Annotated in this window: 23 protein-coding genes; 13 read left to right on the top strand and 10 right to left on the bottom strand. The window is 74.0% G+C overall.

Annotated features, from left to right (window positions below; genetic code table 11):
- Nucleotides 1-68 precede the first annotated feature (68 nt).
- The 6 genes from ACFUVW_RS01580 to ACFUVW_RS01555 all read right to left on the bottom strand — a co-directional run bounded on the left by ACFUVW_RS01580 (nucleotide 69) and on the right by ACFUVW_RS01555 (nucleotide 7,945).
- Entirely contained in the window at nucleotides 69-1,793 is a 1,725-nt protein-coding gene (locus ACFUVW_RS01580) for an ABC transporter family substrate-binding protein (protein ID WP_430569591.1), read from the bottom strand.
- Between the two features lie 68 nt (nucleotides 1,794-1,861).
- Nucleotides 1,862-3,916 carry a dipeptide ABC transporter ATP-binding protein gene (locus ACFUVW_RS01575; protein WP_430569590.1) on the bottom strand — a complete coding sequence of 685 codons (2,055 nt, stop codon included), beginning with the start codon at nucleotides 3,914-3,916 and terminating at the stop codon, nucleotides 1,862-1,864.
- Nucleotides 3,913-4,830: an ABC transporter permease gene (locus tag ACFUVW_RS01570; RefSeq protein ID WP_430569589.1), complete on the bottom strand. Its 918-nt coding sequence runs from the start codon at nucleotides 4,828-4,830 to the stop codon at nucleotides 3,913-3,915. The genes ACFUVW_RS01575 and ACFUVW_RS01570 overlap by 4 nt, the downstream gene beginning before the upstream one ends.
- A gap of 19 nt (nucleotides 4,831-4,849) precedes the next feature.
- Nucleotides 4,850-5,833 carry an ABC transporter permease gene (locus tag ACFUVW_RS01565; RefSeq protein ID WP_430569588.1) on the bottom strand — a complete coding sequence of 328 codons (984 nt, stop codon included), beginning with the start codon at nucleotides 5,831-5,833 and terminating at the stop codon, nucleotides 4,850-4,852.
- 203 nt (nucleotides 5,834-6,036) lie between these two features.
- Nucleotides 6,037-7,038: a DMT family transporter gene (locus ACFUVW_RS01560; protein ID WP_430569587.1), complete on the bottom strand. Its 1,002-nt coding sequence runs from the start codon at nucleotides 7,036-7,038 to the stop codon at nucleotides 6,037-6,039.
- 46 nt (nucleotides 7,039-7,084) lie between these two features.
- Complete coding sequence (locus ACFUVW_RS01555; RefSeq protein WP_430569586.1) at nucleotides 7,085-7,945, bottom strand: hydrolase; 861 nt, start codon at nucleotides 7,943-7,945, stop codon at nucleotides 7,085-7,087.
- Between the two features lie 62 nt (nucleotides 7,946-8,007).
- Here ACFUVW_RS01555 and ACFUVW_RS01550 point away from each other — a divergent pair, with 62 nt between their 5' ends.
- The 9 genes from ACFUVW_RS01550 to ACFUVW_RS01510 all read left to right on the top strand — a co-directional run bounded on the left by ACFUVW_RS01550 (nucleotide 8,008) and on the right by ACFUVW_RS01510 (nucleotide 18,242).
- Complete coding sequence (locus ACFUVW_RS01550; RefSeq protein ID WP_430569585.1) at nucleotides 8,008-9,411, top strand: sensor histidine kinase; 1,404 nt, start codon at nucleotides 8,008-8,010, stop codon at nucleotides 9,409-9,411.
- Nucleotides 9,412-9,479: 68 nt separating this feature from the next.
- Nucleotides 9,480-10,124, top strand: coding sequence for a response regulator (locus tag ACFUVW_RS01545; RefSeq protein WP_430569594.1), 645 nt, complete (start codon nucleotides 9,480-9,482; stop codon nucleotides 10,122-10,124).
- A 108-nt stretch (nucleotides 10,125-10,232) separates the two neighbouring features.
- Nucleotides 10,233-11,231, top strand: a complete 999-nt coding sequence (locus ACFUVW_RS01540) for a hypothetical protein (protein WP_430569584.1) — start codon at nucleotides 10,233-10,235, stop codon at nucleotides 11,229-11,231.
- Nucleotides 11,232-11,508: 277 nt separating this feature from the next.
- Complete coding sequence (locus tag ACFUVW_RS01535; RefSeq protein WP_430569583.1) at nucleotides 11,509-12,402, top strand: ABC transporter ATP-binding protein; 894 nt, start codon at nucleotides 11,509-11,511, stop codon at nucleotides 12,400-12,402.
- Nucleotides 12,399-13,640, top strand: coding sequence for an ABC transporter permease (locus ACFUVW_RS01530; protein ID WP_430569582.1), 1,242 nt, complete (start codon nucleotides 12,399-12,401; stop codon nucleotides 13,638-13,640). Before ACFUVW_RS01535 ends, ACFUVW_RS01530 begins: the two co-directional genes overlap by 4 nt.
- Before the next feature lie 97 nt (nucleotides 13,641-13,737).
- Complete coding sequence (locus ACFUVW_RS01525; protein ID WP_430569581.1) at nucleotides 13,738-15,045, top strand: cytochrome ubiquinol oxidase subunit I; 1,308 nt, start codon at nucleotides 13,738-13,740, stop codon at nucleotides 15,043-15,045.
- Nucleotides 15,042-16,028 (top strand): cytochrome d ubiquinol oxidase subunit II, encoded by a 987-nt coding sequence (locus ACFUVW_RS01520; protein WP_430569580.1) that lies wholly within the window; start codon nucleotides 15,042-15,044, stop codon nucleotides 16,026-16,028. Before ACFUVW_RS01525 ends, ACFUVW_RS01520 begins: the two co-directional genes overlap by 4 nt.
- Nucleotides 16,029-16,140: 112 nt before the next feature.
- Nucleotides 16,141-16,356, top strand: coding sequence for a hypothetical protein (locus ACFUVW_RS01515; protein ID WP_430569579.1), 216 nt, complete (start codon nucleotides 16,141-16,143; stop codon nucleotides 16,354-16,356).
- Nucleotides 16,357-16,412: 56 nt separating this feature from the next.
- Nucleotides 16,413-18,242, top strand: coding sequence for a PQQ-binding-like beta-propeller repeat protein (locus tag ACFUVW_RS01510; protein ID WP_430569578.1), 1,830 nt, complete (start codon nucleotides 16,413-16,415; stop codon nucleotides 18,240-18,242).
- Here the strand turns inward: ACFUVW_RS01510 and ACFUVW_RS01505 are convergent.
- Entirely contained in the window at nucleotides 18,213-18,926 is a 714-nt protein-coding gene (locus ACFUVW_RS01505) for a PadR family transcriptional regulator (RefSeq protein ID WP_430569577.1), read from the bottom strand. The genes ACFUVW_RS01510 and ACFUVW_RS01505 overlap by 30 nt on opposite strands.
- 195 nt (nucleotides 18,927-19,121) lie before the next feature.
- Here ACFUVW_RS01505 and ACFUVW_RS01500 point away from each other — a divergent pair, with 195 nt between their 5' ends.
- Nucleotides 19,122-21,032 carry a cation:proton antiporter gene (locus ACFUVW_RS01500; protein WP_430569576.1) on the top strand — a complete coding sequence of 637 codons (1,911 nt, stop codon included), beginning with the start codon at nucleotides 19,122-19,124 and terminating at the stop codon, nucleotides 21,030-21,032.
- A gap of 18 nt (nucleotides 21,033-21,050) precedes the next feature.
- Here ACFUVW_RS01500 and ACFUVW_RS01495 read toward each other — a convergent pair whose 3' ends face one another.
- The gene (locus ACFUVW_RS01495; RefSeq protein WP_430569575.1) at nucleotides 21,051-21,860 is read right to left on the bottom strand and encodes an ABC transporter permease; all 810 of its coding nucleotides are present in this window, start codon (nucleotides 21,858-21,860) and stop codon (nucleotides 21,051-21,053) included.
- Nucleotides 21,857-22,768 (bottom strand): ABC transporter ATP-binding protein, encoded by a 912-nt coding sequence (locus tag ACFUVW_RS01490; RefSeq protein WP_430569574.1) that lies wholly within the window; start codon nucleotides 22,766-22,768, stop codon nucleotides 21,857-21,859. Before ACFUVW_RS01490 ends, ACFUVW_RS01495 begins: the two co-directional genes overlap by 4 nt.
- A gap of 130 nt (nucleotides 22,769-22,898) precedes the next feature.
- On the opposite strand from ACFUVW_RS01490, the gene ACFUVW_RS01485 reads away from it, so the two are divergent.
- Nucleotides 22,899-24,143: a sensor histidine kinase gene (locus ACFUVW_RS01485; RefSeq protein ID WP_430569573.1), complete on the top strand. Its 1,245-nt coding sequence runs from the start codon at nucleotides 22,899-22,901 to the stop codon at nucleotides 24,141-24,143.
- Nucleotides 24,140-24,802 carry a response regulator gene (locus ACFUVW_RS01480; RefSeq protein WP_430569572.1) on the top strand — a complete coding sequence of 221 codons (663 nt, stop codon included), beginning with the start codon at nucleotides 24,140-24,142 and terminating at the stop codon, nucleotides 24,800-24,802. Before ACFUVW_RS01485 ends, ACFUVW_RS01480 begins: the two co-directional genes overlap by 4 nt.
- A 169-nt stretch (nucleotides 24,803-24,971) precedes the next feature.
- Here ACFUVW_RS01480 and ACFUVW_RS01475 read toward each other — a convergent pair whose 3' ends face one another.
- Entirely contained in the window at nucleotides 24,972-25,763 is a 792-nt protein-coding gene (locus ACFUVW_RS01475; RefSeq protein ID WP_430569571.1) for a deoxyribonuclease IV, read from the bottom strand.
- Between the two features lie 49 nt (nucleotides 25,764-25,812).
- Between ACFUVW_RS01475 and ACFUVW_RS01470 the strand changes: the two genes are divergently transcribed.
- Complete coding sequence (locus ACFUVW_RS01470) at nucleotides 25,813-26,637, top strand: hydroxymethylpyrimidine/phosphomethylpyrimidine kinase (protein WP_430569570.1); 825 nt, start codon at nucleotides 25,813-25,815, stop codon at nucleotides 26,635-26,637.
- Nucleotides 26,638-26,646 lie beyond the last annotated feature (9 nt).

Here is a 26,646-nt window from a genome sequence, read left to right as displayed (position 1 = left end):
AGACACCCTCTCGGGTGGGCCGGCCGCCGTCGGTTGCTACGGACGAGAGGACTCTCCGTCGACGCGGATCACTCCGCGGCGGCGGCGTCCTTCTCCCAGCCCACGTTCTCGACCGGCTGCAGGCCGAAGAGGTCGAGACCGGTGTAGGTCTCGGGCGTCATATTGGCGAGGCCCTCCTTGGCCATGGAGATCCACGGGCCGTTGTACAGCGGCAGGATGCCCCAGGTCTCGGCGATGATCTCCGACTCGAGCTTCATGCCCGCCTCGGTCTGCTCCGCGGCGGTCGGCAGGGCCGCGATCTCGGCGACCTTCTCGTCGATCTCCTTGGTGCCGGTCGCCGACAGGTTCAGGCCGGAGTCCGAGCAGTACAGCTGGCACATCCAGGCGACGCCGTACGGGTCGCTCGACGAGAAGCCGAGCATGACGAGGTCCCAGTCCTTGGTCGACAGGACGGTGGAGAAGTCGCTCGACGGGCGCTTGTCGATCTCGAGCGCGAAGCCCACCTGGGCGAGCTGCTGCTGGAGCACCTTGGCGCGGGCCTCGACGATCGGGTCGTCGCCGAAGATCGGCAGGCGGCCGCCGAACTTCTCGCCGTCCTTCTCACGGACGTCGCCGTTCATCGCCCAGCCGGCCTCGTCGAGGGCGGCGTTGGCCGCCTCGACGTCGGTCTTCCAGCCGGCCGCGGCCAGGGCGTCGACGTAGCCCTCCTGGAACGGGTAGAGGTTCAGCGAGCCGACCTCAGGCTCGGTGTAGTCGAGGCCGTTCCACATGACCTCCTTGATCTGCTCGCGGTCCACGGCCTTGAGGAGCGCCTCGCGCACCTTGAGGTCCTTGAACTGCGGGCGCTCGGCGTTGAGCTCGAGGAGGTTCGTCGCGGCACGCTGCGCCTTGTACGTGACGGCGCCCTCGACGTCCTTGAGCTGCGCCAGACTGTCGGCGGTCAGGTTGTCGACGTAGTCCGTCTCGCCGTTCTGGAAGGCGTTCACCGCGGCGACGTCGTCGAGCACCCGGAAGGTGACCTTGTCGAGCAGCGGCTTCTCGCCCCACCACTTGTCGTTCGGGACGAACGTGATGACGCCGCCGTTGAGGTCGAACTCGTCGATCTTGTACGGGCCGGCGCCCCAGTCGGCGTGTGCGTCCTCGATGTAGCCCTCGTTGAACACCTTCGGCGAGTTCACCGCGGGGTTCATGATGTGCCAGAACAGGCCCTCGGTCCACGGGAACTCGGACTTGAAGGTGACGACCGCCTGGCGCTCGTCCTCGCCCTGCTCGACCGACTCGATCTGCGAGTAGCCGTCCGTGGTGTTCGGGACGTACTCCTCCTCGGTCGACCGGTTGGCCTCCCAGGCGAGCTTGTACGACTCCCAGGTGATGGGGCTGCCGTCGTTCCAGACCGCCTTGGGGTTGATCGTGTAGGTGACGACAGTCTTGCCGTCCACGACCTCGGTGGTCCAGTCCGTGAGGTAGTTCGGGTTCGCCGAGGCCTCGCCCTCAGGGGACATGAGGATCGGCTGCGGGTTGTACCACTCCCAGATCTTGGCCGTGTCGACCGACCCGTCCGAGTGGTTCGGGTTCATCTGCGGGGTGATCTCGGTGAGGGGGAAGACCACCTCGCCGCCCTGCTGGAGGTTCTCGCGGGGCTGCGGGTTGTAGTCCGCGCCCTCGACGGTCTGCGCCTCGGCGGTGGGCTCGTCGCTCCCGCCGTCGTTGCCGCCACCGCCGCAGGCGGTGAGGGCCAGGGCGAGCACGCCGGCGACGGCGACGCTGCCGGCCAGTCTCTTCTGCAGCCTCATGGGTGCTCCTTTCGCGCCCGTGGGCGCTGACTCGATGGTGGTGAGAGTGATGGGACGGGGGAACGTGGTCAGCGGTGGTGACAGGCGTTCACGTGCACGCCGGTGCGGCCGCTGAGAGCGGGGACCTTCGTGTCGCAGACGGCGCGCTCGGCGTCGTCGAGCGTCTGGTACAGCGGGCACCGCGAGACGAAGGCGCACCCCGGGATCGTGTCGGTCGGGCTCGGCAGGTCGCCCTGGAGCACGATGTGCTCGCGGCCGCGCTCCACCACCGGGTCCGGCACCGGGATCGCGGACAGCAGGGCCTGCGTGTACGGGTGCTGCGGGTCGTCGAACACCGCGTCCACCTCGCCGTGCTCGACGAAGGCGCCGAGGTACATCACGGCGACGCGGTCGGCGATGTGCCGCACGACCGACAGGTCGTGCGCGACGAACAGGTACGACAGCCCGAGCCGCACCTTCAGCTCGTCGAGCAGGTTGATGACCCCGGCCTGCACCGACACGTCGAGCGCGGACACCGGCTCGTCGAGCACGACCAGCTTCGGGTTGGTGGCCAGGGCGCGCGCGATGCCGATGCGTTGCCGCTGCCCGCCGGAGAACGCCGCCGGGAAGCGGTCGCTGTGCGCCGGGTCGAGGCCGACCAGGTCCATGAGCTCGTCCACGCGCGGGCCGACGTCCGCCGACGGCGTGCCCACGGTGCGCAGCGGCTCGGCGATGACGTCGAACACGGTCATGCGCGGGTCGAGGGAGCCGACCGGGTCCTGGAAGACGATCTGCACGTCGCGGCGCAGCTCGCGCTCGGCGCGGCCACCCTTGAGGTCGCCGACGGACGTGCCGACGATCCGGATGTCGCCGTTCTCCTGCCGCGCGAAGTCCATGATCTGCAGCAGCGTGGTGGTCTTGCCCGACCCGGACTCGCCGACGATCGCCATCGTCTCGCCCTCGCGGATGTCGAAGCTCACGCCCTTGACGGCGTGCACCTCGCCCACCTTCTTCTTGCGGAAGGAGCCCTTGAGGAGCGGGAACGTCTTCGTGAGGTTCTCGACCTCGAGGGTGGGCGTGCGCAGGTCGCGCGGCACCGTCTCGAGGGTGGAGGACGGGATCTCCGGGACCGGGTAGACCGGGCCGTCGCCGAGCCGTCCGGCGCGGATCTCCTGCGCGCGGATGCACGCGACGCGGTGGTCCGGCTGGCCGTCGACCGGCAGGAGCGCGGGCTCGGCGGTGCGGCACGCGTCCGTCACGATCGGGCAGCGGGCCGCGAACGGGCAGGCGTCCGGGAGGTCGACCAGCAGCGGCGGGCTGCCCTTGATGGGTACGAGGGGCTGCTTGACGGACTTGTCGACGCGCGGGATGGCGCCCAGCAGGCCGATCGAGTACGGCATGCGGGTGTCGGCGAACAGCGTCTCGACGGGGGCCTGCTCGATCGGCCGACCGGCGTACATGACGACGACGTCGTCCGCGATGTTGGCGACCACGCCCATGTCGTGCGTGATCATCATGACCGCGGCGCCGGTCTCTTGCTGGGCGGTCTTGATGAGGTCGAGGATCTGGGCCTGGATCGTGACGTCGAGGGCCGTGGTCGGCTCGTCCGCGATGATGAGCCTCGGGTTGTTCGCCATCGCGATCGCGATCACCACGCGCTGCCGCATCCCGCCGGAGAACTCGTGCGGGAACGCCTTCACGCGCTCCTGCGGCCGGGGGATCCCGACGAGCCTGAGCAGCTCCACGGCGCGGTCCCACGCGGCGCGGCGCGACATGCGCGGGTTGTGAACCGTGAGCGCCTCGACGATCTGGTCGCCCACCGTGAAGACCGGGGTCAGCGACGTCAGCGGGTCCTGGAAGATCATCGCGATGCCGTTGCCGCGGATCTTGGACATCTGCGCGTCGGTCTTGCCGAGGAGCTCCTCGCCCTCGAACAGCACCGAGCCGCCGACGCGGGCGTTCTCGTCGAGCAGGCCCATGACCGCGAGCGAGGTGACGGACTTGCCCGAGCCGGACTCGCCGACGATGCCGAGGGTGCGCCCCTCGGCGAGGTCGAACGAGACGCCGCGCACGGCGTCGACGCGACCAGCCTCGGACGGGAAGCTCACGGTGAGGTCGCGGACGGAGAGGACGGGGGTGGTCATGCACGGCCTCCCGCAGCGGACGTGGGGTCGAGGGCGTCGCGCAGGCCGTCGGCGACGAGCGCCATGGAGACGGTCAGCAGCGTGAGGGCGGCAGCCGGGAAGTAGAACATCCACGGGGTGCTCGAGATGCTCGAGGCGCCGATGCCGATGAGGGACCCGAGCGAGACGTCGGGCAGCTTGACGCCGAACCCGAGGAACGACAGGCCCGTCTCGGCCATGACCGCCCCGACGACGCCGAGCGTGAAGTTGATGACCAGCAGCGAGCCGATGTTCGGGATCAGGTGGCGGATCACGATCCGCATGCCCGGGACGCCCATGTAGCGCGCGGCGTGGACGAACTCCCGCTCGCGCAGCGACAGCGAGAGCGTCCAGATCGTGCGGGCCTGGAAGAACCAGCTCACCAGGATGAGGACCAGGGCGATGACCTTCCAGTCGCCGCCGGAGTCGTTCGACATCATCGCGAGCAGCAGGAACGTCGGCGCCACCATGAGGAAGTGGATGACGAAGAGCGACACCCGCTCGACGCGACCGCCGAAGTAGGCGGCGGCGGTGCCGATGACGGCCGACAGGATCGTCGTCCCCGTCGCCACCACGACGGCGATGAGGAGCGAGCGCTGCAGTCCGACCACGACCATCGCGTACAGGTCGTTGCCGGCGTTGTTGGTGCCGAACCAGTGCTCGGGGCTCGGCGGGTCGGACAGGGCGAGGAAGTCGAGCTCGACGTGGTCGTACTTCTGGAAGAACGAGCCGAACAGGGCGAACAGCACGAGCAGCACGAAGATGACCACGCCACCGACCGCGGGGCGGTTGCGCACGAACCGGCGGCCGTACAGCCGCCACTTCGACAGGCGCTGCCGCTCGCCCGGCGCCGCGACGGGGGGTACGGCCTCGCCCTCGGCGAGGGGGTCGACCATGGAGGGATCGTTGGCCATGTCAGCTCACCCGCACTCGGGGGTCGAGGACGACGACGGCGATGTCGGCGAGGATCGCGCCGATGGCGGTCATGACCGCGCCGAACGCCGCGACCGCGACCACCCCGTTGATGTCGTTCTGGGAGATCGTCTGGATGAAGTACTGACCCATGCCCTTCCAGGCGAAGATCGACTCGGTCAGCACCGCGCCGGTGAAGATGCCGGGGATGGAGAAGGCGACCTGCGTCGTGACGGGGATCAGCGACGTGCGCAGCGCGTGCTTGCGGATCGCCTGCTGCTTGGTCAGGCCCTTGGCCCGCGCCATGCGCACGTAGTCGGACTTGATGTTGTCGAGCAGCAGGGAGCGCTGCAAGAAGTGGTACTGCGCGTAGCCGACGATGATCAGCGCGAGCGTCGGCAGCGCGAGGTGCTGCACGGTGTCCACCAGCGTGGGGAAGAACCCTGTCACGCCGGGACTCGACGATCCGGTGACATAGAAGACGGTGGTGCCGACTGCCCCGTTGAACGCGATCGCGAGCAGGACGAGCCCGAGCGCGGCCACGACGATCGGGATGTTCATCGTGATGATCGACGTGCCCTGGGCGAGGCGGTCGCCGAGCCGGTACTGCCGCGACGCGCTGTACACGCCGAGCGCGATGCCGATGAGGGTCAGCAGGATCGTCGCGCCGAGCATGAGCTCCGCGGAGATCCACATCCGGTAGGCCACCTGCTCGTTGACCGACTGCCCGGTGGGGCTGACGCCCCAGTCCCAGTGGAAGAGGATGCCGCTGAACCAGGTCCACCAGCGCTGCAGGAGCGGGGTGCCGTCGTCGAGGTTGCGCGGCTCGAGCAGATTCACGATCTGCTGCTCGCTCAACGGGGGACGACGCCCCACGTAGTTGCTGCGGGGGTCGAGGTACGCCCAGGCGAGGAAGTACGTCAGGTTCGTGACGGCCACCACCATCAGCAACCAGCCAGCGGTGCGGCGCAGCAGATATCGGGTCAAGTTCGTACGGGCTCTCTGAAAGTAGGTCGGTGCGGCGAGGTTATCCGCGCTTCACGTGTGCCTCAGGCCACATCCCGCCCCGCCGGAAGAATCGTTACCGATTCGTGCTCGGGGCGAACAATCCTTGCAACGTCGCCGTCGCGACGCCGCAACCTTCCGTCGTGGAGCCTGTGTCGGCCCGAGGCCCCGGGGATCGCTGCAGGTCAGGCGCGGCGGCGCAGCGCGCCCTCGACGAGGGGGACGGCGACGGCGACCAGCGTGAGCGCCGCCCCGACGTAGGTCGCGGCGCCCGGCGGCGCGACTGCGGGGGAGACGACGTCGAGCACGAGCGCGCCGACGACCTGGCCGGCGATCATGCCGAGGCCGAGCAGCAGCACGCCGATGCGCTGCACGACGGCCGCCTGCAGGGCGATGAAGACGATGCCGAGCAGGCCGCCGGAGTAGAGCAGCAGGTCGGCGGGCATCCGGGCGGGCAGGGCGCCGGTGGGCGCGCCGTCGACGGCCAGCGACACCCCGAACACCACCAGCAGCGCCGCCGTGCCGACGAGGAAGCTGACGAACGTCGCGGCCAGCACGCCGCCGTCGCGCCCGCCGCCGACGGCGGGGCGGACCGCCGCGCGGACGCGGCCGTTGAGCGCCTGCTGGAACGACTGCAGGATCCCCGCCACCAGGGGGAACAGCGCGAGCCCGAGGGCCGCGGTCGCCGCGCCCGCGCCGGAGACCACGACGACGGCGACCACGGTGAGCACGGGGCCGAGCGCGCGCCCCACGGTCACGAGGCGCACCCCGCCCGGCGCCAGCCCGAGCCGGTCGATGACGAGGGAGCTCACCGACTGTCCGGCCACGAGCGCGATGGTGAACACGGCCACGCCGAGCGCGTCGACCGTCAGCCCCTGCGACATCACGTAGAACGCGCCGCCGAGGCCGCCCAGGCACTCCCACCAGCGCAGCCCGCCCGCGGCACGGCCGCGGCGCAGCCCGGTGGCGACCTGGCCGAGCGCCGAGCGCCCGGCGCGGGAGAACGGGAGCGCGAGGGCGAGGAGCACCAGGCCGGAGCCGAACGACAGGGCGGCCGTGCCGAACGCCGTGCCCGTCTCGGTGGCGAGGGTGCCGTTGACGCGGCTCTGCAGGGCGGCGGCGAACCCCGCGACGATCGCGAGGGCGACGCCCACGGCGCGCTGCCGCCCGGTCACGATGGTTGCCACGATCACCGGATCCTAGCCGTGGGGTACCCGGCCGCCGGCACCGGGGTCACGTGAGGTGGTCGAAGTCACCGCGCACCCAGGCCGCGTGCCGCTCGGCGGAGCGCAGCACGACGTCGCGCGCGTCGGCGGGGATGACGCCGTCGAAGTTGTTGTAGAGCCGGTCGAAGGGGCGGCGGGCGACGTGCTCGGCGACGCGCGTCACGACCGCCCCGGACAGCGGGATGCGGTTGGGGTAGCTGCGCATGAAGCTCGCCGTGCGGTCGGGGTTGGCGAAGATGGTGTCGCCGGACAGCAGGACGCCGCGGCCGTCGGCGCCGGTCCAGTGCACCACCGCCGAGCCGGGGAAGTGCCCGCCGGGCTGGCTGAGCACCACGCCGGGCAGCACCTCGCGCTCGCCGTCCGCGCCGGGGGACCACGTCTCGATCACGGCGTCCGGGCGCGCGACCCACCCGGCGTCGGCCTCGCTCACGAGCACCGGGACGGTGCGCCCGGTGGCCTGTGCGAGACGTCGGCTCCACTCCACCTGCACGCCGAACATGTGCGGGTGGCTGGCCGCGATCACCACGTCGCCGCCGCCCGCGGCCTCCACGACCGCCGCGACGCCGCCGTCGTCCACGAACCCGAGCGGGTCCCACAGCAGCGCGCCCGCCTCGGTGCGGACCACCTTCGCCTGCTGCCCGATGCCGACGCGCGGCGTCGCGTGCAGGGCGAGCAGGCCGGGCTCGAGCTCGGCGACCTCGACGGCCAGGCCCTCCGCCGCGAGCTCGTCCAGGGTGGTCCACTCCTGGCCGGTCGCGGGCACCCACTGGCGCTCGTCCGCGCAGATCGCGCAGACCCCCGGGCGGGTGGCGTGCTCGACGGCGCAGGTGCGGCAGATCCAGAACTCCGACGGCGTGGGGAGGCTCATGGGCCCACACTTCCACCTCGCGGCGGAGGCGCCCACCCGGTGGTGCTCCCTAGGCTGGCCGGATGCCGCAGCAACCCGCCGGGTGGACCACCCGCCTCGCCGACTGGTGGGGGATCGACTCCGGGTGGGAGCGCGTGCCCGCCGACCCCGCCCGCGCCTACCGCAACGACCTGTGGCTGGGCGCGGCGTTCGTGGTCGTCTCCCTGGTGGGCGCCGAGCTCGCCCGCAGCTTCGGGTACTTCGAGGACGACCCCGCCCCGACCTGGCTGATCTACCTGCTCTCGGCCGTGGGCGCCGCGCCCCTCATGTGGCGGCGGCGGTTCCCGCTGGTCGTGCTGTCCGTGGTGTACCTGCACTTCCTCGTGGTCGGGCTGACCGTCCCGATGGTGACGATCCTCGTGCCGCTGCAGGTCGTCTACTTCGTCGCCCTGTTCAGCGCGGTCGCCTGGGCGCGCGACCGGCAGGCGATGGTGCTCGTCGTGGGCGCCGCGCTGCTGGCGATGTTCGGCTGGCTGGCCTGGCAGTTCGCCGTCGGGGCGGGCATCGACGGCATCGTCGAGCAGATGGGGCTGGCCGACGAGCAGCCCGGCCTCGTCGACCCCGGCGTGGCGTTCACCGCGTACAACCTGCTCATCAACGTCGCCTACTTCTACGGGGCGGTCGTGGCCGGCCAGCTCATGTGGCACGGCACGCGGCGCCGCGAGCAGCTCGAGGACCAGGCCGCGACCATCGAGCGCCAGACGGCGGAGCTGCAGCGGCAGGCGGTCGTCACCGAGCGGCTGCGCATCGCCCGCGAGCTGCACGACGTCGTCGCGCACCACGTGTCCGTCATCGGCATCCAGGCCGCCGCCGCCCGGCGGATGCTCGCCGCGGACCCGGCGGCGGCCGCCGGGCCGCTGGCCACCATCGAGGGCGAGTCGCGCGAGGCCGTGACGCAGATGCGCGGCCTGCTCGGCACGCTGCGGGGGGTCGACGACGACGACGGCGACGGCGACGGCGGACCCGGCGGGCGCGCGCCGGAGCCCGGGCTGGCCGACGTGCCCGCGCTCGCGGACGACGCCGGCCTCGACGTCGAGGTGCGGGTCGTCGCCGAGCCGGGTGCCGTCGACGCCGTGCCCGCGCCGCTGGGGCTCAGCCTGTACCGCACCGCGCAGGAGGCGCTGAGCAACGTGCGCAAGCACTCCACGGCCCGGTCCGCGCGCGTCGTCGTGCGCGTGGACCGCCGCCCGGCGCGGCGCGACGACCCGGCCGCGGACCGGTTCCCGCACGGCTTCGCCGAGGTGGAGGTGCTCGACGACGGCCGCCCTCGCCCCGGCTCCACGGGGACGGGTCTCGGCCTGGTCGGCGTGCGCGAGCGCGTCGCCACGCACGGCGGCATCGCCGACGTCGGCCCCCGCGCCACCGGCGGCTACCGTGTGCGGGTGCGCCTGCCCCTGCCCCGCTCGACGTCCCCAGACCGCCCGTGACCGGCACCGACGCGCCCACGCGCGTGCTGCTGGTCGACGACCAGAAGCTGGTGCGGTCCGGCTTCGCGATGATCCTGGGCGTCGAGCCCGACCTCCGGGTGGTGGGCGAGGCCGCCGATGGCGCGCAGGCGCTCGAGCAGGTCCGGGAGCTGCGCCCCGACGTCGTGCTCATGGACGTGCAGATGCCGGTGATGGACGGCATCGAGGCCACCCGTCGCATCGTCGCCGACGACCTCGCCCGAGTGCTCGTGCTCACCACGTTCGACGACGACGCCTACGTGGACGACGCCCTGCGCGCGGGCGCGTCCGGATTCCTGCTGAAGAACTCCGACGCCGACCGCCTCGTGGACGCCGTCCGCACCGTCGCCGCCGGGCACGCCCTGCTCGCGCCGGAGGTCACGAAGCGCGTCATCGCGCGGATGGTCGCGGGCGAGGTGCCGTCGGGCACCCCGGTCGAGCCGGCCGGTCCCGCGGTCCCGGCCCGCCCGTCCGGGACGGGCGGCGTGGACCCGTCCGGCGTCCTCACCCCGCGTGAGCGCGAGGTGCTCGAGCTCGTCGGCCAGGGACTGTCGAACGCCGAGATCGCGGGTGAGCTGTTTCTCGGCGAGGCCACCGTCAAGACGCACGTCTCCAACGTGCTGGCCAAGCTGCACCTGCGCGACCGCGTCCAGGCGGTCGTCTTCTACCACCGGTCCGTCCGCCCCTCGACGTAGCGATCGGCCATGGTTCCAGTCCGGGAACCACGGCCGATCGCTACGTCGACGTCGGCGGGCTGTGGATGAAGGACGCGCGACGGCGTGCGCATCGGGTCTGCTGGGCGGATGCCCCGAAGGATCGTGGTCCCGCCGGCGCTGCTCGACGTCGCCGCCCGCCAGCAGAGCCTGGTCTCCCGCCGCCAGTGCCGCGAGCACGGGATGACCGACCAGCAGGTCGACGCGCTCGTGAGCGCCGCGCGCTGGCGGCGTGTCCTGCCCGCCGTGCTCGACCCGCGTGTCCCCGCCGACGGACGCTTCGACGCCCTCGACCGCTCGCGGCGGCGCGGCGCGATCGTCGGTGCGCTCGCCCTCCCGGGTTCCGTCGTCACCGGCGTCCCCGCGCTCGTGCTGCACGGCGCTCAGGGGGCGCCGCGGCGGGTGCTGCCGGAGGTGACGTTCCCGAACGGCGCACCCCGCAGGAACGGCAAACCCGTGCGGGTGCGGCGGGAGCGCCTGCAGCGATGGACGTTCGTCGACGGGGTCCCGTGCGTGACGGCGGAGCTGGCGCTCGCCCAGGCCGTCCCCGGCCTCGACCGCAGCCATGCCATCGCCCTCATGGACTCCGCCCGCCGGCGGCGACTCGTCACGGAGGACGGCTTCCGCCGGGCGCGCGAGCTGGCACGTGGCCGGCGTGGCGCAGCCCGCACGACGGCGTGGTGGGACCTCTCCGACCCCCGGGCGGACTCGCCCGTCGAGTCGCAGGCGCGGGTCGACTTCGTGGACGCGGGCTACCCGCCGGACGCCGTCCAGCTCGAGATCTTCGACGAGCAGGGCCGGTTCCTCGCGCGCCCCGACCTGGTCTGGTTCCTGCCGGGCGGCCGCGTCGTGCCCGTCGAGCTGGACGGGCACGAGGCTCATTCGACGCCGGAGGCCCTCTTCCACGACCGCCGCCGACAGAACGCGTTGGTCGCCCGCGGGGCCCGGATGCTGCGGTACACCGGCCGCGACGTGACGCGGGGCGTCGTCGTCCCCGACGTCCGCCGGCTCCTCGACGTCGAGGGGTGGGCGCCGCGGCCGTGGACCGGAGACGGCCCGCTGATCCTGCCTCGTCGTGCGCCGACGTAGTGATCAGCCATGCCTCCCGGCCGGGAATCTTGGCAGATCGCTACGTCGAGCCCTGGTGAGCCGCGCCTCCTGGGCCTGACGCTCGACGCGGAGGCCGTGGCGGCGCTCGACGAGCTCGCCGGCCGCGTGGTGGGTGCCCGCTCCGACCAGTCGAACCCGGACTGGGTCTCCCACCACCCGCGAGTGAACGGGAGCAAGGGTCCGCCGGCAGGGGGAGGCGCGGATCTCCGCCGCCGGGCGGATCACACGGGGCCGCCCGGTCCGTAGCGTCGTCGTCATGGACAACGACTCCCTCGAGGTCCGGGGCCTGACCCGGACGTTCGGCGACCTCACGGCCGTCGACGACGTCTCGTTCGCGGCCCCTGCGGGGCTGCTCACCGGGTTCGTCGGCGGCAACGGCGCCGGCAAGACGACCACGATGCGCATGATCATGGGCGTCCTGGCGCCCACGGCCGGCGAGGTCCGGTTCGGCGGCGACCCGGTGACGCGCGCGGACCGCCGCGCGTTCGGGTACATGCCGGAGGAGCGCGGGCTCTACCCGAAGCAGCCGGTGCTCGACCAGCTGGTCTACCTGGCGCGGCTGCGCGGCATCGCGGCTTCGCGGGCGCGGGCCGAGGTGCTCGACATGCTCGACCGGCTCGGCCTGGCCGGCCGGTCCAAGGAGCACGTCGAGAAGCTGTCGCTCGGCAACCAGCAGCGGGTGCAGATCATCGCCGCGCTCATGGGCACGCCGCGCCTGCTGGTGCTGGACGAGCCGTTCAGCGGCCTCGACCCGGCCGCCGTCGACGGCATGGTCGACCTGCTCGCCGAGCACACCGCCCGCGGCGTGCCCGTGCTGTTCAGCTCCCACCAGCTCGACCTCGTGGAGCGGCTGTGCGAGCGGCTCGTCATCCTCAAGTCCGGCCGTGTCATGGCCGACGGCGCCCCCGCCGACCTGCAGCAGACCGGCGCGCTGCGGCACCGCCTCGTCACGAGCGGCGACGCCGGCTGGGTGCGCGGCGTCCCCGGCGTCCACGCGGTCGACGTCGACGGGCCCGTCGCGCTGCTCGAGGTTGCCGACGACGCCGCCCTGCAGCGGCTGCTCGCCACCGGCCTCGAGCGCGGCGGAGTCCGCGAGCTCACCCCCGTCCGGCCCACGCTGGCCCAGATCTACCGCGAGGTGACGGCATGACCACCACCCTCCCCACCCCCACCGGCACGACGGCGCCGGACGACGCCGCGGAGAGCACCCGCGGCGCGTGGCTCGTCGTGATGAAGCGCGAGATCGTGGTGCGCGCCCTCAACAAGACGTTCCTGGTCGGGCTGCTCGTCTCGGTCGCGATCATCGCCGCGCTGGCGGCGTTCATGGCCTGGCAGGGCAGCAGGACCGACAGCTTCACGGTCGCGGTGCCGGCCGGCGACGCCACCGCGACGGCGGCCGTGGAGGCCGCGGCCGCGATCCCGGAGGAGCAGGGCGGCGGCGCCGAGCTCACGACCCTCGAGGTGGCCGACGACGCTGCCGCCCGCGAAGCGCTCGCCGACGGCGGCGCCGACGGCTGGCTCCACCCGGCGAGCGGGAGCGACGCCGGCTGGGTCCTCACCGGCCAGGCCGCACCCGACAGCACGCTGACGCGCCTGCTCACGGCGGGGGTCGCGGGGCAGACGCTCGAGGCCAACGCGGAGGCCGCCGGCACCACCACCGCCGAGCTCACCGCGGGCGGCACCCTCACCACCGACCGGGTCGACGGCGACGCCGTGGACTCGCAGACCCTGTTCTTCGCGTCGTTCGCGCTCGCCCTGCTCTTCTTCATCGGGGCGCTGGGCTCCGGGCAGATGATCGCCGGCAGCGTGGTGGAGGAGAAGCAGTCGCGCCTGGTGGAGATCATGGCCACCGCCGTGCCGCTGCGGCACCTGCTGGCGGGCAAGATCCTCGGCAGCTCGGTCGTGGCGCTGGCGCAGAACGTCGTGTTCGCGGCCGTCGGCCTCGCCGCCCTGTCGTTCACGCCGACGGCGTCGATCCTGCCGTCGCTGTCGACGTCGCTCGTCTGGTTCGTGCTCTTCTTCGCGGTCGGCTTCCTCGGCCTCGCGGCCCTGTACGCGGTGGCGGGCGCGCTCGCGTCGCGCACCGAGGACCTGCAGCACACCACCACCCCGATGACGATGGCCATCATGGGCGTGTACTTCCTGACGTTCTCCGCCAGCGGCACGTTTGAGACGATCCTGTCCTACGTCCCCGTGGCGAACGTCGTCTCGATGCCCGTGCGCGTGTTGTCCGGCGACGCCGCCTGGTGGGAGCCGATCGTCTCCCTGCTGATCCTGGCCGCGTTCGCCGTCGTCGCCCTGCTCGTGAGCGAGCGGGCCTACCGCGGCGCCCTGCTGCAGACCGGGGGCCGCGTCGGGTGGAGGACCGCCCTCCGGCCGCAGTCCTGAACGGGGTAGGGGAGACCCCCGAATTCCGTCAGGGTTGCCCCCCGAACCTCCCCAGAACCCTGGGATCGCGGGCCTCGGGCGCCCTAGCGTCAGCCGCATGACCGCCGTCGACGCCGCCCGCCTGCAGTTCGCGCTGCTCGCCGGGACCCACTTCCTCTTCGTCCTCGTGACGCTGGGGCTCGGGCCCGTCGTGGCGATCCTGCAGACCCGGTGGGCGGCGGCCCGCGACGCCGGCCGGGCGGCGACGCTCGAGACCGCCACCCGCTTCTGGGGGCAGCTCTACCTCGTCAACTACGCGCTGGGCATCGCCGCCGGCATCGTCATGGAGCTTCAGCTCGGCCTCCACTTCCCGGGCCTGCTGGACGTGGCCGGCGGCGTGTTCGGCGCCCCGCTGGTGATCGAGACGATGGCGGCGTTCTTCCTGGAGTCCACGTTCCTCGGGCTCTGGGTGTTCGGGTGGCACGTGCTGCCGCGCTGGGCGCACACCGCGGCGTTCTGGGCGGTGGTGGTCACCGGCTACCTGTCGGCGTTCACGGTCATGGTGGCGAACGGCTTCCTGCGCAACCCCGTCGGCTTCGAGATGGTGGACGGCGTCGCCCACGTCACCGACGCGGCGGCCCTCGTCTCCAACCCGGCGGCGCTGCTGTCCGCGCTGCACGTGGTGGGCGCGTGCCTCATGGCCGGCGCATTCCTGCTGGTCGGGGTGAGCGCGTGGCACCTGCGCCGGGCGCCGTCCCGGCTGCCCGGCGTGGTCGCGGCCGGCCTGCCCGGCGCCGTCATGTCGCCGGAGAACGACCTGTGGCGGCGGTCGATGCGGATCGGGCTCGTCGCCGGCACCGTCGGCGCGTTCCTGGCGACCGCCTTCGGGTACGCGCAGTTCACCTACCTCGACGACGTCCCCGCCGGCCATCCGCCGGTCGTCGGTATCGGCTACGTGGTGATGCAAGGCGTGGGCGGGCTGGCGTTCGTCGTCGGGTGCGTGCTGCTGCTCCTGCTGCCGCGCGACGTGCTGTTCCGCATGTGGCGGCCGCTGCGCGTCGCCGTCTTCGGCACCCTCACCGCTCTGCTGCCCGTGCCGTTCCTCACGGGCCTGCTCGGCTGGGCGGCCCGCGAGATCGGCCGCCAGCCCTGGGCGATCGCGGGCGTGCTGCGCACCGAGGACGCGGTGTCCGACGCGTCGGCGGCCGCCGTGATCACGTCCCTCGTCGTCCTCGTGACCGTGATGCTCGCCCTCGCCGTCGTCGACTGGTCCGTCATGGCACGACTCGCCCGCCGCGGCACGACCCGCCTCGCCCTCGGCGCCCCGCCCGGCGTCGTGCTCCGCGACGTCGACGGCGGCGCCGACGACGCACCGGGCGGAGCGGACCACCGCACCGAGCTCCTCACCTTCGGAGGCACCCGATGAACGCCCTCGGCTGGGGCCTGCTGCTCGCCGCCCTGCTCGCCGGCTGGGCCGCGCTCGACGGCGCCGTCCAGGGCGGCGTGCCCCTGGTGCGTGCGCTCGGCGGCCGCGACGATTCCCGCCGCCGCACCGTGCTGGCCACGGTCGCGCCGTTCCTCCTGCTGGGGGAGGTGTGGCTCGTCGCCGCGGCGGGCGTGCTGCTCGCGGCGTTCGGGCACGTCGAGGCGACGCTCTGGTCCGCCGGGTACCCGATCGTGGTCGCGCTGCTCGTGGCCTGGGTCGTGCGCGACGCCGCGCTGTGGCTGCGCAGCCGCCTGCCGTCGCCGCGCTGGCGCCGCGGGTGGGACGTCGTCGGCCAGGCCGCGAGCCTCGCGCTCCCGGCGGCGTTCGGCGCCCTGGCCGGGGTCGCGTGGGTGCGGTTCTCCGTGGTCGGGGCGCAGGCCGACGGCGGCTCCGGCGCGGCGCAGGCGCTCGCGCTCGGGCTGCCGGTGCTCACCGCGGGGCTCGCCGTCGCGGCGGCGCAGGTGCACGGCGGGCTCGTCGTCGCGGCCCGGGCGCCGGAGGCGATCGCGCGGGAGGCGCGCCGCCGCGTGCGGCGCGCCCTCGTCCCGGCCGCCGCGCTGGCCGGCCTGGCGGCGCTCGGCGCGCTCGCGGTCGCGGCCCTGGGGACGGCGTCCGCGCTGGTGGCGGCCGTGCTGCTCGTCGCGGTGGCGGGCGTCGCGCTCGCGGCCCGGTTCGACCTGGACCGCGGCGTGCACCGCACCGGCGTCGTGCGCGCGGCCGGCCCGCTGCTGGCCGTGGTCCCGGTGGCCGCGACCGCCGCCGTCGTCGGGCCGGCCGTGCTCGCGCTCGCCGCGCCCGAGACCGTGCTGCACGGCCTGACGTGGCCCGTCCTGGGCGCCTTCGCCGCCGTGCTCGCGGCGCAGGCGGTGAGCTGGCGCGTGCTGGTGCGCCCGCTCGGGCCGCGCACCGCCGTGTTCCTCTGAGCGCTTCTCCGGGTCCTGACGCGGTCGTGACGCCGGGGCAACACCGCGGAAACGGCCGGCGCGCAGCATGGGAGGGAGCGGCCGCCCGGGCCGCGCGAAGGAGGCCCCGCCCATGGCTGCCACGATGCCCGTCCCCACCCCCGTGCCCGCCCCGTCGCGGGCGGTCCTGTCGTCGCCGCACCCCGCGCCCGCCGCCCCCGGGGCGGGTCGTCGTGCCAACCCGGGCGACCGGCTCACGGTCGACCCCGACGACCGCCGCCGCCGCGCCCGCACCGCGCTGCTGGAGCTGGCCGTCGCGCGCTCCGTCGAACGGCGCCGGACGGTCTGAGCAGCGGGGTCGTGCACGGGTCGCCGGGCACGGGGGGGCGGGCTTAGGTTCGAGACGTGGCCCGACGACGCGGCGCCCGCCCGGACGCCTACACGTTCGACCTCGACCCGGACGGCGCGGAGCCGGACGACCTCGAGGATCGCGCGGACGCGCCGGAGGACGCCCGCGACGGCGCTCTGGACGCCCCCGTCGCCCCCGTCGTCGCGCCGGCCGTGCACGCCACCCGCGGCGCCGGGCCCCGCGCTCCGCTCCTCATCGACCTCGAGCCGGACGACGTCGACGACGGGTTCGACGACCCCCCGCCGCCGTCGGGCGCGGGCCCCGAGCCGCTCACGTGGCGCCGGGCCCTGGACCGTGCCCGCGGGGCCCTGCGGGGCCGTCGGCTGGTGGCCGCGGTGGTGGTGGTCGCGGCGGCCCTCACGGCCGTGGTCGTCGACACGGTGGGCGACCGGGGGCGCCTCGCCGCCCTGCGCGCCGCGCCCGGCGGGGTGCTGGACCTGAGCGCCGAGCCGCGCGAGGTGTGGCAGGTCGAGGCGGAGGGCAGCGTGCCCGGCGGGCTCATGGCGATGGCCGGCGGGCTGGTGGTGGCGCAGCACCGGGACGCGCTCCTCGGCCTGGCGGTCGAGACCGGCGAGCGGCGCTGGCAGGTGGGCCTGCCGGCCGGCGCGAGCTCGTGCGGCCCGGGGATGCAGGTGTGGTCGGGCGGCTTCCAGCCGGACACGGCGGAGCGGATCGTGTGCGTGACGGCGACGGCCCCCGACGACGGTTCCTCCGACGGCGGCTCGCCGCGGGACACCGTGCGGCGCAGCACGGTGACCGTGGTCGCCGCCGACGGCACCGTGGAGGGCACGCGCGAGGTGGAGGGCTCCCCGGCCGAGGTCTACCCCGGGGGCGACGGCTCGCTGGTCTCCGTCGCGTGGGTGGGCGAGGCGTCGCCGGTCGACCCGCGGGTCGCGGACGACGTCGTGGCCGGCATCGCGGACGCGGGGGCCATCGCGGACGGCTACGACCTGCGGGTGCGGGTCGAGGACGCGGTCACGGGCGAGCGGCGGTGGCAGCAGACGGTCCCGTTCGACGCCACGGCGGACCCGTCGTTGTGCGTGCGCTGGTCGGACGACGGGACGACGTCGGGGGTGGACCTGCGCGGCGGCGTCCAGACGATGGTCACCGACCGTCTGATGTGGCTCGGCGGGTGCGGCGTCGACGCGTGGTTCACGCCGGACGGCGCCCGCCTGGACCGGCCGGCGGACCCCGGGACGTTCGAGGGGTTCTCCGTGGAGCCGCTGACGGGCGGCGGCTACGTGGTGCGCACGGACGCCGACGACCTTCGCGCCGACGACCCCACCGCCGCCGACCGCATCCTGCGCGACGACGGCACGCAGGTGCGCGAGGTGCGGGGGCGGTACCTCGTCCCGCTGAGCACGGACGGCGGCGGGGACGGCGTCCACCTCGCGCGGCGCGGCGCGGCGACCGTGGCGACCTCCGACGACGGGACCGAGCTGTGGCGGACCGACGTCCGCAGCACCAGCGTGCTGGTGCGGACCGCGCAGGTGGCGGTGGTGGTGGACGAGGGCCGGCGCGTGTACGGCGTGGACCTCGGCACGGGGGACGTGCTGTGGGCGCGGCCCGACCTCGTGGAGGGGCTCGACGCGATGGGGGCGTACGGCCCCCGGTTCGTCGACGCGGCGTTCACCGACGGGCGGCTGGCCGCGTTCGTGGTGCCGGACTACGCCCGAGGCGACGTCGTGCACTGGGTAGCGCTCGACGCCGCCTCGGGTCGTCAGCTGTGGCAGGTCGAGCTCGGCGGCGACGGCTGGGGGGTCCAGCTCGCGGTCGCCGGCCGGCTCGTCCGCTGGTCACCGACCGAGATCGTCGGCCTCGGCTGACGGGTCGTCGTCGGCGCCGTCCGCGCCGGCGGCGGTGTCGTCCGCGAGCACGAGGTAGACCTCGCGCCGCGCCTTGTCGAGCACCGCGGCCGCGGCCTCGGCCTGCGCCCGGGTGCCGGCGCGCGCGACCTGCTCGACGGCGCCGGCCAGGGCGCGCATCGCGTGGTGCAGCTCGTGCCCCTGGCGTCGCGGGTCGTCCGCGACCTTCTGCCACGGGGTGCCGAGCTCGTCGCGGTGCTCCTCGACGTAGGCGCGGCCGGAGTCGGTGAGCGACGCGAGGCGGCGTCCGCCGTCGTCGGCCACCGTGACGAGGCCCTCGTCCTGGAGCTGGGAGATGGCCGGGTAGACGGCGCCCGGGCTGGGGCGCCACCGGCCCTCGGTGCGCTCGGCGAGCTCGGTGATCACCTGGTAGCCGTGCATCGGCTGCTCGGCGAGCAGCAGCAGCAGGGCGGCGCGGATCTCACCGCGACCGGCGCGGCGGCCGCCGCCCCGATGGCCGCGCGGGCCGAAGCCGGGGCCGAAGCCCGGGCCGGGAGGGAAGCCGGGGCCGAAGCCTCCGGGGCCGGGGAAGTCGCCGCGGCGGCGGCGGTCGCCGCGCGGGCCGGGCTGACGGTCGAAGGGGTGCCGGTCGAAGGACCGGGGGTCGAAGGAGCGGGGGTCGAAAGAGTCTCGAGGGGTTCGCATGAGAGGTGTCCTCACTGGTTCTGAAGTCTGTGGTGGACGTCGTCGGGGGAGTGCGTCTCGACCCCGGCGACAGATCTAAGATAGAACGCGATATATCTTTAGACAAGCCCCGACCCGCTGTGACGTGGGTCACTCTGGTTCCGGTTCGGTGACGGGCCCAGGAGAACGCGCGGAGGTGCGCCTACGTTGTTCGGCATGGAGGTGCTACTCGTCGCGGTGCTCGCGGCGGTCGTCGTCATCGCCGTCACCGCGCTGGCGCCCCGGGCCGGGGTGGCCGCCCCGCTGGTCCTGGTGCTGATCGGTGTCGCCGTGAGCTTCGTCCCCGCCGTCGCGGCCATCGAGATCGATCCCGAGATCATCCTCGTCGGCGTGCTGCCCGCGCTGCTCTATGCCTCGGCGGCCTCGTTCCCGTCGATGGACTTCCGCCGCGACTTCACGGCGATCGGCGGGATGGCCGTGCTGCTCGTGGTCATCTCCGCCGTGCTGCTCGGGTTCGTCTTCTCGTGGGTCATCCCCGGCATCGACCTCGCCGCCGGCATCGCGCTCGGCGCCATCGTCAGCCCCACGGACGCCGTCGCGACGTCGATCATCAAGAAGCTCGGCGCACCGCAGCGCGTCGTCGTGATGCTCGAGGGCGAGGGCCTGCTCAACGACGCGACGTCGCTGGTGCTGCTGCGCTCCGCCATCGCGGCGACGGCGGCCAGCGTCAGCGTGTGGGGCGTGGTCGGGAGCTTCGCCAAGGCCGTGCTCATCGCCGTCGTCATCGGCCTGGTCGTCGGCCGCCTGGGCCTGTGGGTCCGTGAGCACCTGAGGCATGCGGCGCTGTCCACCGCGGTGTCGTTCGTCGTGCCGTTCGTGGCCTACCTGCCCGCCGAGGAGCTGGACGCGTCGGGCATCGTCGCGGCCGTCGCGGCGGGGCTCGTCACCAGCACGCTGTCCGCGCGGCACCTGAGCCCCCAGGACCGCGTGGCCGAGCGGATGAACTGGCGCACCATCGAGACGCTGCTCGAGGGCGGGCTGTTCCTGGCCATGGGGCTCGAGGTCTTCGGGCTGGTGCAGGACGTGCGCGAGGCGCACGGGTCGCTGTGGACGGCGGTCGGCGTCGCGGCGCTCGCGGCGGTCGGCGTGGTCGCGCTGCGGGCCCTGTTCGTGCTCCCGCTGCTGCGGTACCTCGCGGCCCGGCGGCGGCGCGCGGAGCAGGTCCGGGAGACCCTCGACCGGATGGAGCAGCGGGTCTCCGCGAAGCTGGACGAGTTCACGGACCCGAACGGCATCATCACGCCCGACGCCGCGAAGGCGCTCTCCGCCGTGTGGACGCAGGGCGACCAGCGGGTGTGGGAGGCGGGCAACCCGCGTCACCAGGTGCGGCGGGTGCAGCGCCGGGTGCAGGTCGAGGCCGCGAAGCGGCGCGCCGCGTCGGGGCAGCTGTCCGAGGACCAGCGGGAGCGGATGCGGCAGCGCCGGACGGACCGCGTCGCCGAGTTCCGCCGGCGGTTCACGCGCCGGATCGCCGACGTCGACTACCTGCTCGCGGCCCCGCTCGGGCCCAAGGAGGGCGTGGTCATCGTGTGGGCCGGCATGCGCGGCGTCGTGACGCTGGCGGCGGCGCAGACGCTCCCGCACGACTTCCCGCAGCGCTCGCTGCTGATCCTCGTCGCGTTCGGCGTCGCCGCCGGGACGCTCCTGGTGCAGGGCGGCACGCTGCCGTGGGTGGTGCGCAGGCTCGGGCTGGTGGGCGTGACGTCGTCACGGTTCGACGAGGGCACGCAGGGCCTGCGCGAGATCGTCGACGGCACCGCCCGCGACATGCTCGACGACCCCGAGCTGCGCCGCAAGGACGGCACCCCCTACGCGCCGTACGTCGTGGAGCGGGTGCGGACCGTCGTCGTGCGCGAGCAGGCCGACCAGGACGAGGAGGAGGCGACGCCCGAGGAGCTCTCCGACCAGTTCTTCGAGCTGCGCCTCGCGACCATCGCCGCGCAGCGCAAGGCCCTGCTCGAGGCCCGCGCCGTCGGGACCTACGACTCGGACCTGCTGAGCAGGGCCCTCGACCAGCTCGACGCCGACCAGATCGCCGTCGAGATGCGCGGGCACCTCGACGGCTGATCCGGCCGGCTGATCACGTCAGGACGACGAGATCTCGCTGCGCGCCGTCCGCCACAGGCCGCCCACCAGCGGTGCGACCACCCAGATCAGCGAGGCCGTGGCGAGCTGCGCCCACGCCTCGCCGGACATCGCGGCGTCGAACAGCAGCGGGGTGCTGGCGGTGCTGAGGTCGACCCAGGGCAGCACGTCGGCCATCCCCGACACGAGGCTGCCCACGATGCTGAAGATCGTGGGGGCCACCAGCAGGGTCACGATGGCGGCGGGCGTGCTGCGCAGCAGCAGCCCGAAGCCGACGCCCTGGGCCATGAACAGCACCACCGTGAGCGCCAGGTAGCCGACACCGCGCGCCGTGAGGTCCCACGCCGGGTCGGCGTCACGGAACGCGACGACCAGCAGGTGGGTCAGGGCGGCGAGGCCGACCGTCAGGGCCAGCAGCGCGAGACCGGAGCCGATGGCGGCCACCACCTTGGCGAGGCCGACGCGCGTGCGCCGCGGCTCCAGGGTGAACGTGACCAGCGCGGTGCGCTGCGACCACTCGGCCGTGGCGGCCAGCACCCCGACGATCGGCAGCAGCATGGCCATGGGCGTGGTGGTGCCGGCGACGAAGGCGCTGAACGAGTGGTTGCCGCCGTTGACGGCCATCATCACGGCGAGCACGCCGGCGGTGATGATCGCGATGATCGCGAGCATCCAGCGCCCGGCGCGGGTGTCGAGCTGCTTGCGCCACTCGACCAGGGTCAGGGTCGCGAAGGACACCGGGCGGAGGTCGGCGTCCGGCCGGTTCGTGCGGCTCGCGCCGGCGGCGCGGGTCGGGGTCGCGGTGGTCATGCCGACACCTCCATACGGGTCTGCTCGCGGGCGTCGTCGGCGGTCAGCTCGAGGAAGAGGTCCTCGAGGCCGCGGGAGTCGGCGGCGCGCAGCTCGGCGAGCACCACGCCCGCGGCGGCGGCCGCGCGCCCGACGTCGATCGGCTCGGCCTCGACGGACAGCCCGCCGGTGGCGAGCTCCTCGACGCCGGCCCCGGCCTGGCGCAGGGCGAGCGCGAGGGCGACGTCGTCGGTGGAGCGGACGAACGCGCCCGCCTGGCGCAGCAGGTCGTCCTTGTGCCCCTCGGCGACGACGCGGCCGCGGCCGATGACGACGATCCGGTCGGCGACGGCCTCCATCTCGCGCAGGAGGTGCGACGACAGCAGGACGGTGCCGCCGCGGCGGGCGAAGTCGTCCAGGAGGTCGCGCATCCAGCGGATGCCGGCCGGGTCGAGTCCGTTGGCCGGCTCGTCGAGGATCAGCACCTCGGGGTCGCCGAGCAACGCGGACGCGAGCCCGAGCCGCTGCCGCATGCCGAGGGAGTACTGGCCCACGCGGCGGGCGGCCTCGCGCTCGGTGAGGCCGACCAGGTCGAGCGTGGCGTCGATGCGGCGGCGGTCGACGCCGGTCATGAGGGCGGCGAGGGTGAGGACCTCGCGGCCGGTGCGGCCGGAGTGCTGGGCGCCGGCGTCGAGCAGCACGCCGACGCGCCGTCCGGGGTTGGCGAGCGCCGTGAACGGCTTGCCGAGCACGCGGGCGGAGCCCGACGTGGCGGGCGTGAGGCCGCAGATCATGCGCATCGTCGTGGACTTGCCGGCGCCGTTGGGGCCGAGGAAGCCCGTCACGTGACCGGGCTCGACGGTGAACGACACGTCGTCCACGGCCACGGCCGGCCCGTATCTCTTGGTCAGGTGCTCCACGGTGATCATGGCTCCACCCTGCCCGGGCGCGGGCGGGCGCCGCGTCCGGCGACGGGATGGTTCGTGTCCTCCTTCCGGAGGATGCGGCGCCGACCACCGGCGGATGCCCGCGGCCCCGCGGCTGCCTAGGCTCGACGTCGTGCCGACCGTCCCTGCCCGTCCGTCCCGAGCCCGCCGGGTGTGGGGCGAGACGTGGCGCCTGCTGGTGGCCCTCCTCAGCGGCCTGATGGTGATGGTGCTCGTCGCCTGGGAGGTGGACACCGGCCAGCGGCAGATGTCCGACACGCAGTGGGCCCTGGACTTCGTCGTCGGCCTGGTGGGCCTGGCGCTGCTGCCCCTGCGCCGCAAGGCACCCCTGACGATCGCCCTGGTGCTGAGCGCCGCGGCGACGGTCTCGTCCCTGGTGGTCGGCGCCGAGACGATCGCGGTCATCTCGCTGGCCACGACCCGGCGTTGGTGGAAGGTCGCCGTCGTCGGCGTCGTGTTCGTGGCCGCGGGGCGCGTGCACAGCTCGCTGCACCCGTACGTCACCCCCGAGCCGTACGACCGGTGGGTCGAGCTCGTCGGCGGTGCTGTCATGTACGCCCTGTTCGTCTGGATCGGCGCGTACATCGGCCTGCGCCGGGAGCACCTCGCGTCGCTGCAGGAGCGCGCCGAGACGGCGGAGCGGGAGCAGGCGAGCCGGGTGGGGCAGGCGCGGACGGCGGAGCGCACGCGCATCGCGCGGGAGATGCACGACGTGCTCGCGCACCGCATCTCGCTCGTCGCGATGCACGCGGGGGCCCTGGCCTACCGCACGGACCTGCCGCCGGAGAAGGTGGCCGAGACGGCCGGCGTCGTGCGGGACAACGCCCACGCCGCCCTGACCGAGCTACGGGAGGTGCTGGGTGTGCTGCGCGACCCGCTCGCGGGGGACGGGGCCGCGCCGCCGGAGCCGCCGCAGCCGTCGTTGGCCGACCTCGCCGAACTGTTCGCCGAGGCCCGCGCGAACGGCGCCGACGTCCGCGTCGAGGGGCGGGTCGACGACCTGGCGGAGCGCACGGGCGGCCTCGGCGAGGCGGTCAGCCGGCATGCGTACCGGATCGTGCAGGAGGGGCTGACGAACGCGCGCAAGCACGCCCCGTGGGCGCCGGTGGCCGTGTCCGTGGCGGGTGCGCCCGGCGAGGGGCTGACGATCGTCGTGCGCAACCCGGTGCGTACCGTCGGGCCGGTGCCCGAGGCGCCCGCGCCGCCTCCGCCGTCGGGCCTCGGCCTGGTGGGGCTGACGGAGCGCGTGGAGCTCGTCGGCGGCCGCCTGTCGTACGGCACGACGACGGACCCGACGTCGCGCGACGGGCGCGCCGCGGCGTTCGTCCTGGAGGCGTGGCTACCGTGGGCGGCATGAGCGAGAAGACGCGCGTGGTCCTGGTCGACGACGACGCGCTGGTGCGCTCCGGGCTCACCCTCATCCTGGGCGGCGACGCGGACCTCGAGGTCGTCGCGACGGCGGCGGACGGGCTCGAGGCGCTGGACGTCGTGACGCGTGAACGGCCCGACGTCGTCCTCATGGACATCCGCATGCCCCGCCTGGACGGCATCGAGGCGACGCGCCGGCTCCGGTCGGTGCCCGACGCGCGGGTCATCGTGCTCACCACCTTCGACGCGGACGACATGATCGTCGAGGCCCTCCGCGCGGGCGCCGCCGGGTTCCTGCTCAAGGACACCCCGCCGGACCGCCTGGTCGCCGCCGTCCGTGCGGCCGCGGCGGGCGAGCCGACCCTGTCCCCGCGCGTCGCGGAGCAGCTCATCGCGCAGGTCACCGACCGCTCCGCCCCCGACGGCCGGCGGGTCGCCGCCGCGCGGCTGGAGACGCTGACCGACCGCGAGCGCGACGTCGCCCTCGCCGTCGCGCGCGGGCTGTCCAACGCCGAGATCGCCGCCGAGCTCTACATGAGCGTCCCGACGGTGAAGACGCACGTGTCGCGCATCCTCACCAAGCTGGACGCCGCCAACCGCGTGCAGGCCGCCATCGTCGTGCACGACGCCGGGCTCGCGACCGGCTGAGCGGCTCCGACCCGTCGTCCGTCGGCGTGTCGCGCGCCGGCGGGTCGACGGCCCGCCGCCGCGCGAGCTCCAGGTCGTCCTCGGCGCCCTCGGGGCTGTTCCAGGAGGTGCTCACGCCACCGATCGTGGCGGACCCGCGCGTCCGTGGACGCCCGTCGTCCACAGGCCGTCAGGCGGCGAGGCGCTCCCGCAGCCAGGCGATGTCCGGACCCATGTCGCCGTGCGTCTCGCACACGACGGGAGCGCCGGCGGCCGCGATCACGCCCACGAGCAGCTCGGGCGGGATGTTCCCGTCGCCGAAGTGCGCGTGCCGGTCGGCACCGGAGCCCGCTGTGTCCCGGGAGTCGTTCGCGTGCACCAGGTCGATGCGGCCGGTGATCGCGCGGATGTCGTCCACCGCCGTGGCGAGGTCGATGCCGCCGGCCCAGGCGTGGCACGTGTCGAGCGTGAAGCCGACGTTCTCGGCGCCGTTCGCCCGCATCACCGCGGCCCACAGCTGCTCCAGCCGGTCGAGGCGGCGCGCCATCGAGAAGTCGCCGCCCGCGGTGTTCTCGATGAGCACCGGCACGTCGGTCTCGAGCGCGTCGATCGCCTTGCGCCAGTTCTCGAAGCCCACGTCCGGGTCGTCCTTCGCGGTGACGTGCCCGCCGTGCACGACGACGCCCTTGGCCCCGATCGCCTCGGCCCCGGTCATGATCTGCTGCAGCAGCTTGCGGCTGGGGATGCGGATGCGGTTGTTGGTGGACGCCACGTTGATGACGTACGGGGAGTGCACGAAGACGTCCAGCCCCGCGGCCGTCGTCTCCTCGCGGAACGCCTCCGCGCCGCCGGGGTAGTCGAGCGGCGGCACCTTCCACGCCTGCGGGTCGGACAGGAACACCTGGACCACCTCGGCCCCGATGTCCTTCGCCTCCGCCACCGCGTCCTGCAGCCCGACGTGCGCACCGATCTTCACGCTCATACGCCCCACCCTACGGAGTGCCGGCGACACCGTCGTAGGCTGGCCCACCATGAGCACCACGCCGCCGCTCGCGTACGTCATCGCCGGGTCCGAGGCCACGGGAGGGGCCGGGATCCAGGCCGACCTCAAGACCTTCCAGCAGCTCGGTACCTACGGGGTGGGGACGCTGACCTGCATCGTCTCGTTCGACCCGAAGCACGACTGGGGCCACCGGTTCGTCCCCGTCGAGCCGCAGGTCATCGCGGACCAGTTCGAGGCCGCGACGTCCACCCACGCGCTGGACGTGGTGAAGATCGGGATGCTCGGCACGCCCGCGACGATCGACGTCGTCGCCCGCTCGCTGGAGACGCAGCCGTGGCGGCACGTCGTCCTCGACCCCGTGCTGATCTGCAAGGGCCAGGAGCCCGGCGCCGCCCTCGACACCGACACCGCGCTGCGCGAGCGGGTGCTCCCGCTGGCCACGGTCGTGACGCCCAACCTGTTCGAGGCCAAGACGCTCGCCGGGATGGACGACATCACCTCCGTCGAGGAGCTGATCGAGGCCGCGCGCCGCATCCACGCCCGGCTGGGCGACGGCCACGGCCGCCGGTACGTCGTCGCGAAGGGCGGCGTCGAGCTGCCCGGCCCGGACGCCGTCGACGTGCTGTTCGACGGCGACGAGGTGACCGTCTACGCCACGCCCAAGGTGGGCGAGGAGCGCGTCTCGGGCGCCGGCTGCACGTTCGCCGCCGCCATCACCGCGGAGCTCGCCAAGGGTGCGGACGTGCCCGAGGCGGTCCGCGTCGCGAAGGACATGGTGACGCAGGGCATCGAGGCGCGCGTCGAGGCCCGCACGCCGTTCGACACCGTGTGGCAGGGCGCGTACGCCTCCTGACGGACCGAG

It is taken from the genome of Isoptericola sp. NPDC057391 (genome assembly GCF_042668085.1).
Taxonomy (GTDB): domain Bacteria; phylum Actinomycetota; class Actinomycetes; order Actinomycetales; family Cellulomonadaceae; genus Isoptericola.
Note: the sequence above shows the minus strand (reverse complement) of the source record. Positions and strands in the feature narration are given on the sequence as shown.

Bases quoted from the DNA above. Each gene is read 5' to 3' on its own strand.
- ACFUVW_RS01470 (WP_430569570.1), top strand. From the start codon at position 25,813: ATGAGCACCACGCCGCCGCTCGCGTACGTCATCGCCGGGTCCGAGGCC.
- ACFUVW_RS01575 (WP_430569590.1), bottom strand. From the start codon at position 3,916: ATGACCACCCCCGTCCTCTCCGTCCGCGACCTCACCGTGAGCTTCCCG.
- ACFUVW_RS01545 (WP_430569594.1), top strand. From the start codon at position 9,480: ATGATCCTGGGCGTCGAGCCCGACCTCCGGGTGGTGGGCGAGGCCGCC.
- ACFUVW_RS01515 (WP_430569579.1), top strand. From the start codon at position 16,141: ATGGCTGCCACGATGCCCGTCCCCACCCCCGTGCCCGCCCCGTCGCGG.
- ACFUVW_RS01500 (WP_430569576.1), top strand. From the start codon at position 19,122: ATGGAGGTGCTACTCGTCGCGGTGCTCGCGGCGGTCGTCGTCATCGCC.
- ACFUVW_RS01570 (WP_430569589.1), bottom strand. From the start codon at position 4,830: ATGGTCGACCCCCTCGCCGAGGGCGAGGCCGTACCCCCCGTCGCGGCG.
- ACFUVW_RS01555 (WP_430569586.1), bottom strand. From the start codon at position 7,945: ATGAGCCTCCCCACGCCGTCGGAGTTCTGGATCTGCCGCACCTGCGCC.
- ACFUVW_RS01490 (WP_430569574.1), bottom strand. From the start codon at position 22,768: ATGATCACCGTGGAGCACCTGACCAAGAGATACGGGCCGGCCGTGGCC.
- ACFUVW_RS01480 (WP_430569572.1), top strand. From the start codon at position 24,140: ATGAGCGAGAAGACGCGCGTGGTCCTGGTCGACGACGACGCGCTGGTG.
- ACFUVW_RS01475 (WP_430569571.1), bottom strand. From the start codon at position 25,763: ATGAGCGTGAAGATCGGTGCGCACGTCGGGCTGCAGGACGCGGTGGCG.
- ACFUVW_RS01540 (WP_430569584.1), top strand. From the start codon at position 10,233: ATGCCCCGAAGGATCGTGGTCCCGCCGGCGCTGCTCGACGTCGCCGCC.
- ACFUVW_RS01535 (WP_430569583.1), top strand. From the start codon at position 11,509: ATGGACAACGACTCCCTCGAGGTCCGGGGCCTGACCCGGACGTTCGGC.
- ACFUVW_RS01520 (WP_430569580.1), top strand. From the start codon at position 15,042: ATGAACGCCCTCGGCTGGGGCCTGCTGCTCGCCGCCCTGCTCGCCGGC.
- ACFUVW_RS01495 (WP_430569575.1), bottom strand. From the start codon at position 21,860: ATGACCACCGCGACCCCGACCCGCGCCGCCGGCGCGAGCCGCACGAAC.
- ACFUVW_RS01505 (WP_430569577.1), bottom strand. From the start codon at position 18,926: ATGCGAACCCCTCGAGACTCTTTCGACCCCCGCTCCTTCGACCCCCGG.
- ACFUVW_RS01550 (WP_430569585.1), top strand. From the start codon at position 8,008: ATGCCGCAGCAACCCGCCGGGTGGACCACCCGCCTCGCCGACTGGTGG.
- ACFUVW_RS01580 (WP_430569591.1), bottom strand. From the start codon at position 1,793: ATGAGGCTGCAGAAGAGACTGGCCGGCAGCGTCGCCGTCGCCGGCGTG.
- ACFUVW_RS01525 (WP_430569581.1), top strand. From the start codon at position 13,738: ATGACCGCCGTCGACGCCGCCCGCCTGCAGTTCGCGCTGCTCGCCGGG.
- ACFUVW_RS01530 (WP_430569582.1), top strand. From the start codon at position 12,399: ATGACCACCACCCTCCCCACCCCCACCGGCACGACGGCGCCGGACGAC.